The sequence below is a fragment of the Acidovorax sp. KNOB132 genome (assembly GCF_057541515.1).
Window position 1 is genome coordinate 20,454 of the sequence record NZ_BAAJYT010000037.1, and the last position, 6,997, is coordinate 27,450.

General features: G+C 67.2%; 5 protein-coding genes and 1 pseudogene. 2 read left to right on the forward strand and 4 right to left on the reverse strand.

Going from position 1 to position 6,997, the window contains the following annotated elements; genetic code table 11:
- Positions 1-56: 56 nt before the first annotated feature.
- The 3 genes from AC27IO_RS08280 to AC27IO_RS08290 all read right to left on the reverse strand — a co-directional run bounded on the left by AC27IO_RS08280 (position 57) and on the right by AC27IO_RS08290 (position 2,983).
- Positions 57-1,193, reverse strand: a complete 1,137-nt coding sequence (locus AC27IO_RS08280; protein ID WP_272566929.1) for a PilT/PilU family type 4a pilus ATPase — start codon at positions 1,191-1,193, stop codon at positions 57-59.
- Positions 1,194-1,226: 33 nt separating this feature from the next.
- Complete coding sequence (locus AC27IO_RS08285) at positions 1,227-1,862, reverse strand: cyclic nucleotide-binding domain-containing protein (RefSeq protein WP_272566930.1); 636 nt, start codon at positions 1,860-1,862, stop codon at positions 1,227-1,229.
- A gap of 77 nt (positions 1,863-1,939) precedes the next feature.
- On the reverse strand, positions 1,940-2,983 hold the full coding sequence (locus AC27IO_RS08290; protein ID WP_092744851.1) for a type IV pilus twitching motility protein PilT: 1,044 nt from the start codon (positions 2,981-2,983) through the stop codon (positions 1,940-1,942).
- 39 nt (positions 2,984-3,022) lie between these two features.
- Between AC27IO_RS08290 and AC27IO_RS08295 the strand changes: the two are divergent.
- A pseudogene (locus AC27IO_RS08295) lies at positions 3,023-3,747 on the forward strand (YggS family pyridoxal phosphate-dependent enzyme).
- 19 nt (positions 3,748-3,766) lie between these two features.
- Here AC27IO_RS08295 and AC27IO_RS08300 read toward each other — a convergent pair.
- Entirely contained in the window at positions 3,767-5,377 is a 1,611-nt protein-coding gene (locus tag AC27IO_RS08300) for a methyl-accepting chemotaxis protein (protein ID WP_284431085.1), read from the reverse strand.
- A 308-nt stretch (positions 5,378-5,685) separates the two neighbouring features.
- On the opposite strand from AC27IO_RS08300, the gene AC27IO_RS08305 reads away from it, so the two are divergent.
- A partial coding sequence (locus AC27IO_RS08305; RefSeq protein WP_498738358.1) for a TackOD1 domain-containing metal-binding protein occupies positions 5,686-6,997 on the forward strand: 1,312 nt, incomplete at its 3' end.

Below are 6,997 nucleotides of genomic sequence, written 5' to 3' on the forward strand. Positions count from 1 at the left end.
CCATTTCAGAAAAAAGAAAACCCGCCGGGCAAGGGCGGGTGGTGGGGCGGCTGGCGTCAGACGATGGCGAAGTGCTCGGTGCCCGAGGCCAGGTCGGTGGTCTTGGCGCGCTGGCTGCCCAGCTTGATCTGCAAACGCAGGTCGTTCAGTGAGTCGGCATTGCGCAGCGCGTCCTCGTAGGTGATGACGTTGGCCTCGAACAGGTCGAACAGCGATTGGTCGAAGGTCTGCATGCCGAGGTTCCGGCTCTTCTTCATGATCTCCTTGATCTCGGCGACTTCGCCCTTGAAGATCAGGTCGGCGATCAGGGGCGTGTTCAGCATCACCTCGACCGCCGCGGCCCGGCCCTTGCCATCCTGCTTGGGGATGAGGCGCTGGGAGATCATGCCGCGCAGGTTGAGCGACAGGTCCATGAGGAGTTGCGCGCGCCGCTCTTCCGGAAAGAAATTGATGATGCGGTCCAGCGCCTGGTTGGCGCTGTTGGCGTGCAGTGTGGCCAGGCACAGGTGGCCTGTTTCGGCGAAGGCGACCGCATGCTCCATGGTTTCGCGGTCGCGGATCTCGCCCATCAGGATGACGTCCGGGGCCTGGCGAAGCGTGTTCTTGAGGGCGGCTTCCCAGCTGTCGGTATCGAGTCCCACTTCGCGCTGGGTGACGACGCAGTTCTTGTGCGGATGCACGAACTCGATGGGGTCTTCCACGGTGATGATGTGGCCGAACGAGTTCTCGTTGCGCCAGTCCACCATTGCCGCCAGCGTGGTCGATTTGCCCGAGCCCGTGGCGCCCACCAGAATACACAGGCCCCGCTTGGTCATCGTGACTTCCTTGAGCACCTGCGGCACGCCGAGCCCGTCGATGGTCGGCAGCGTGAGCGGAATGGTCCGCAGCACCATGCCGACGCGGCTTTGCTGGATGAACGCGTTCACGCGAAAGCGCCCGATGCCGGCGGGCGAGATGGCGAAGTTGCACTCCTTCGTGCGCTCGAAGTCGGCCACCTGCTTGTCGCTCATGATGGCGCGCGCCAGCGTCAGCGTGTGGGCGGGAGTGAGCGGCTGGGGGGACACCTTGGTGACCTTGCCGTCCACCTTGATCGCGGGCGGAAACTCGGCCGTGATGAACAGGTCGCTGCCACCCCGGCTCACCATGAGCTTGAGCAGATCGTTGATGAATTTACTGGCCTGATCGCGTTCCATCAGCTCTCCCTGGGGTGGTTGCAGCGCGGTGCGTCATTTCTGGCTGTCGGACAGGCGGGCGCTCACGACGCGAAGGCGCAGCGAGAGCTTGCGTGCCAGCAGGGCCACCAGGCTGGCGGCCAGCTGGGGGTCCTTGGTCATCATGTCGTCCATGGCCTCCGCGCTGAGCACCGCGATCTCGCAGTCGGTCAGCGTGGTGCAGGCCGAAAAGCGGATACCGCTGTCCAGCAGCGACATTTCGCCCAGGATATCGCCGGGCCGGGTTTCCGCCAAGCGCAGGTGCTCGCCCCAGGGCTGCACGCGATCGACGGCGATCGTGCCGGTGAGCAGCACCACCATGAAGTTGCCGTACTCGTCCTGGCGGATCACATCGCGGTTGGGCGCGACGGCCGCGAACTCGAAGAAGCGCTCCATGCGCTCAACGGCGTCCCGATCCAGGTGCGCCATGTATTTGTCCTTGGACCACAGCGCCTGCAGCAGCTTGCCGCCGCGGCTGGCGGCCATGCGCCTGGCACCCACCTCGACGGCGCGGGCTTCCCAGGGCACCAGCATGGCGTCGTCCACACCTTGTCCGGCGAAAGCGGTGGTGAAGAAGACGGAGTCGCCGCCTTCTTCCGCCGCTTTGCCGCCGCGGGTCTTGGCCTTCAACAGGCCGAGGATGCCTTTCATAGGGGGTGCTCCGGTGTGCCGCCTGAAAAAGGCCGCGAATCTCTGGGGTGGGTGGACGGGAGGGGATGCGGTGTGCATCAACCCGGGAAGTTGTCGGGGATCTTCGCCTTGCCCCGCGCCTCGGCCGGGCTGATGACGTTGCGCCGGACGAGGTCGGTCAGGTTCTGGTCGAGGGTCTGCATGCCGGCGCTGCTGCTGGTCTGGATGGTGGAGTACATCTGTGCCACCTTGGCCTCGCGGATCAGGTTGCGGATGGCGCTGGTGCCCAGCATGATCTCGTGCGCCGCGACACGGCCCTGGCCGTCCTTGGTCTTGCACAGCGTCTGCGAAATGACGGCCTGCAGCGACTCGGACAGCATGGCCCGCACCATTTCCTTTTCCTCGGCGGGGAACACGTCGATGATCCGGTCGATGGTCTTGGCGGCGCTGGAGGTGTGCAGCGTGCCGAACACCAAGTGGCCCGTTTCCGCGGCCGTCATGGCCAGGCGGATGGTTTCCAGGTCGCGCATTTCGCCCACCAGGATGGCGTCCGGGTCTTCGCGCAGGGCCGACTTGAGGGCGGCCGCGAACGACAGCGTCATCGGCCCGACCTCGCGCTGGTTGATCAGGCACTTCTTGGATTCGTGCACGAACTCGATCGGGTCTTCCACCGTGAGGATGTGGCCGTATTCGCTTTCGTTCAGGAAGTTGACCATGGCCGCCAGCGTGGTGGACTTGCCCGAGCCCGTGGGGCCCGTGACCAGCACCAGGCCGCGCGGTTTCAAGGCCAGCTCGCCGAAGATCTTGGGGGCGTTGAGCTGCTCCAGCGTCAGGATCTTGCTCGGAATGGTCCGGAACACAGCGGCCGCGCCGCGGTTCTGATTGAACGCGTTGACGCGAAAGCGCGCCAGGCCCTCGATCTCGAAGGAAAAGTCCACTTCCAGGAATTCTTCGTACGCCTTGCGCTGCGCATCGCTCATGATGTCGTACACCATGGCGTGGACGGTCTTGTGGTCGAGCGCATCGACGTTGATGCGCCGCACGTCGCCGTGGACCCGGATCATGGGTGGAAGGCCCGCCGACAAGTGCAGGTCAGAAGCCTTGTTCTTCACGCTGAATGCCAGCAGTTGGGTGATGTCCACGGGGTCCCTCGGTCGTTTGGTACGCTCAGAGGAATCATTATGACGACGATTGGTAACAACCTCCAACAGGTTCTTGGGCGCATCGCGCAGGCCTGCGCCGCGGCTGGGCGCGACCCTGCCAGCGTGCGCCTGCTGGCCGTTTCCAAGACCTTCGGCGACGACGCCGTGCGCCGTGCCGCCGAGGCCGGGCAGCGTGCGTTTGGCGAGAACTACATCCAGGAAGGCGTGGCGAAGATCGCCGCGCTGCGAGGCGGCGCCACGCCCTGGGCACCGCCGCTGCAGTGGCATTGCATCGGTCCCGTGCAGAGCAACAAGACCCGGCAGGTGGCCGAGCATTTCGACTGGGTCCACACCGTGGACCGCGAAAGGATCGCGCAGCGCCTGGCGGAGCAGCGGCCTGCCGGCCTGGCGCCGCTGGACGTGTGCATCCAGGTGAATATGGACGGCGGCGCGACCAAGGCGGGCGTGCCGCCAACGGAGGCTCTGGCCCTGGCGCGGTCTGTTGCGCGGCTGCCACGGTTGCGGCTGCGGGGCCTGATGAGCATTCCCGATGTGGCCCCCGATTTCGCCGCGCAGCTGGCGGTCCATGCGGCGGCGAAAGCGCTGTTCGACCAGATCCGGGGGGGAGGGGGGGCGAGGGCTTTGCGGCGTTCGACACGCTGTCGCTGGGCATGACCGCCGACCTGGAGGCGGCGATCCACGCGGGGAGCACCCTGGTGCGGGTCGGCACGGGCGTCTTCGGCACCAGGGTGGCCCCCGCCTGAGGCCGGGGCCGCGCCATGCTCAGGCCCGGCGCGTCCAGCCCAGTTGCGGCGACGGGCCGGCCTCGGCGTTTTCCTGATTCAGCCGGAACACCCCCACGGCCTGCAGCAGGGCGCTGGTGCGGTCCTTCATGCCGCTGGCGGACGCCGCCATCTGCACGACCACGCTGCCGTTTTGCTGGGTGACCTGGTCCATCTGCGACACGGCCTGGCCGACCTGGGCGACGCCCATCGCCTGCTCGTTGCTGGCCGCGCTGATTTCCTGCATGAGGTCCGTCACGCGGCGGATGGACGACACCACCTCCGTCATGGTGGCCCCGGCCTTGTTCACCAGCACGCTGCCCTGCTCGACCCGCTGCACGCTGGTGGAGATCAGGTGCTTGATCTCACGCGCCGCCTCGGCCGAGCGGCCGGCCAGGCTGCGCACCTCGCTGGCCACCACGGCGAAGCCCCGGCCCTGCTCACCCGCGCGCGCCGCCTCCACCGCGGCATTGAGGGCGAGGATGTTGGTCTGGAACGCGATGCTGTCGATGACGCCGATGATGTCGGCGATCTTGCGGGAGCTTTCGTGGATGCCCTTCATGGTCTCGACCACCTCGGTCACGACCTCGCCGCCCTGGATGGCCACGGCGCTGGACTGGGTGGCGAACTGGCTGGCCTGGCGGGAGTTGTCGGCGTTCTGGCGCACCGTGGAGCCCAGTTGCTCCATGGACGCCGCGGTCTGCTGCAGGGCGCTGGCATGGTGCTCGGTGCGGCTGGACACGTCATGGGTGCCTTGTGAGATCTCGGTGCTGGATGCCGCCACCGCCTCGGAGGTGCGGCGCACGTCGTACAGCACGTTCTGGAAACTGTCGCGCAGCGCCTCCAGCGACTGCAGCAGCTGGCCGGCCTCGTCGGTCTGCCGGGCCTCGACGGCCTGCGTCAGGTCGCCGGTGGCCATGGTCCTGGCAGCCTGCACCGCCCGCTGGATGGGGCGCACGATGCTGCGGGAGATGAGCCAGGCCGTCGCTGCCGCCACCACGATCGCCGTGCCGCTGAGCACCAGCATCAGGATGGAAAAGCCCTGGGCGACGGACCGCGCATTGGCCGATTCGGCCTTGTTCTTTTCCTCCTCGATGTCGATCAGCCGGTTGATGCTGGCCAGCCACTCCACATAGGCGGGCCGGGCCTGCTCCTGCAGAACCTGAATGGCCTTCTCCGGCTGGTGGGCGCCGCTCAGCTCGATGACTTGGCGGGTCAGCGGCAGGGCGCGTGATTCGACCTCCTTGATGCGGTCCAGGGCCTCCCGCTCGCGGGGCTCGATCGGGGTGGATGCGAACATCTGGTCCAGTGGCGCTGCCGACTGCGCATAGTGGCCCGCGAGCTTCTGGATCAGGTCGATCTCGGCCTGGAGCTGGTCGGGCCGAGTGGCCAGGGTCACGTCGCGCAGCGCGATGGCGCGGTCGTGCACGCTGCCGCGGAAATTGATGGCATAGCGCTGCTTGGCGCTGTTGAAGTCTCCGATGGTGGCCAGGCTGGCGTTGATGTTGGACACCCGGTTCACGCCGATGACCGTCAGGCCGAGCATCAGCAGGATGAGCAGGGAAAATCCCAGCGCCAGTCGGTGGGCGATCTTGATGTTCGAAAGCTTCATGGTTTCACCTCGGTTTCAGGAGTGGTGTGGATTGGTTTTGTTTGTTTCCTTTTGTAATTTTTGACAGTTGCGTGACAAATTTCAATCGCCAAAAGCGGGGTGTTGGATCGCCGTCCTTTTTGAGAATTGTTGAGGATTGGGCCGCGCCGATCCGGTAGGCGCGAGTGGCGGATTCGCGGCCAGCCGGTGCTTGCAAAGGGTTGCACGCCGCCGGCTTGCGGACGGCCTTGTCCTACCGGGTGCGGGAAGGCCCACTTTTAGAATCCGGCCGGCCATGCTCTATGGCGTAACGCGAATGGATAGTTGTTTTGAATGTTGAAATCACGCCGGCCGTGGCGTTGGAAACGATGGTGGTGCTGCGGCCTTCCGGGCAGTTGGCGGCCGGCGAGTCGAGGGCCAGGGCCTGGAGTGCATGGGAGGCCTTCGCGGACTCTGGCGTGGAGCCCCTGGGGTTCTACCTGGACGGCTGGGAGGGCGATGCCCCCGCCGCGTTGGCGGCCCAATTGCGCGCCAGCGTCTGGTGGGACCGCCCACTGTTCGTGGCGCCCGGCGATGCGGCCCCGCCCTGGCAGGCCGATGGCGCCGCGCCGTATGCCGCCGCCCTGGCCGCCAGCGAGCTGTGCCTGGCCGTGCGGCGCAGCCTGCCGCTCGATCCCGCGGCCCTGCATTTCGACGAGCGGGTGCTGTATTTCCTGTGCCTGCGCGACGGCGCCCAGTTGCAGCCGCAATGCGACCGTGCCAGCCTGGCGCTGTACCGCTACCCGATGGTCGAGGCGCTGGCCCGGCCCGGCGACGATGCCGACGCATGCCTGGCCGGCCTCACGCGGCGCCGGCTGCTGGAGCCCGCCGAGCTGGTGGACCGCACACGGCACTGCCGCACCTGCGGCAGCGCGCACATCCACTACCTGGACGTGTGCCCGCACTGCACCAGCATCCACATCCGCAAGTCGCCCTCGCTGCATTGCTTCGCCTGCGGCCACGTGGCGCCCGAGGCCGACTTCCATGCCGATGGCGCGCTCTCGTGCCCCAAGTGCAACGCCATGCTGCGGCACATCGGCGTGGACTACGACCGGCCGCTCACGCAGTACGCCTGCGGCAGCTGCCACCACGTGTTCGTGGAGACCCAGGTGGTGGCCCGCTGCCTGGACTGCCGCACCACGGCCGAGCCCAGCACGCTGGACGTGCGCGAGATCTCGTCGCTGCGCCTGAGCCCGCAGGGCCGTGCCGCGCTGCGCGCCGGGCAGATCCAGGAATCGTTCGCCGCGCTCGACTCCGCGCACTACGTGCCGCCCGCCGATTTCCGCCGCATGCTCGACTGGGCGCTGGCCACGCATGCGCGCCACGGCGAGATGCGGTTCGCGCTGATGCTGGTGGAGTTCCAGAACGCGGCCGAGGTGATCGAACGCGAAGGCGCATCGCGCGTGTTCCTGATGCTCGACGAGTTCGCGCGGCGCCTGCACGAACTGCTGCGCACCTCGGACATCACCACGCGCACGCAGGAGGAATGCCTGTGGCTCTTCCTGCCGTTCTCCTCGCCCGAGGGGCTGGCCGCGCGCCTGCAGGCGTCGCTCCAGGGCGCGGGCGGCGGCGCGGCCGCGATGCCGCTGCGCACGCGCATCC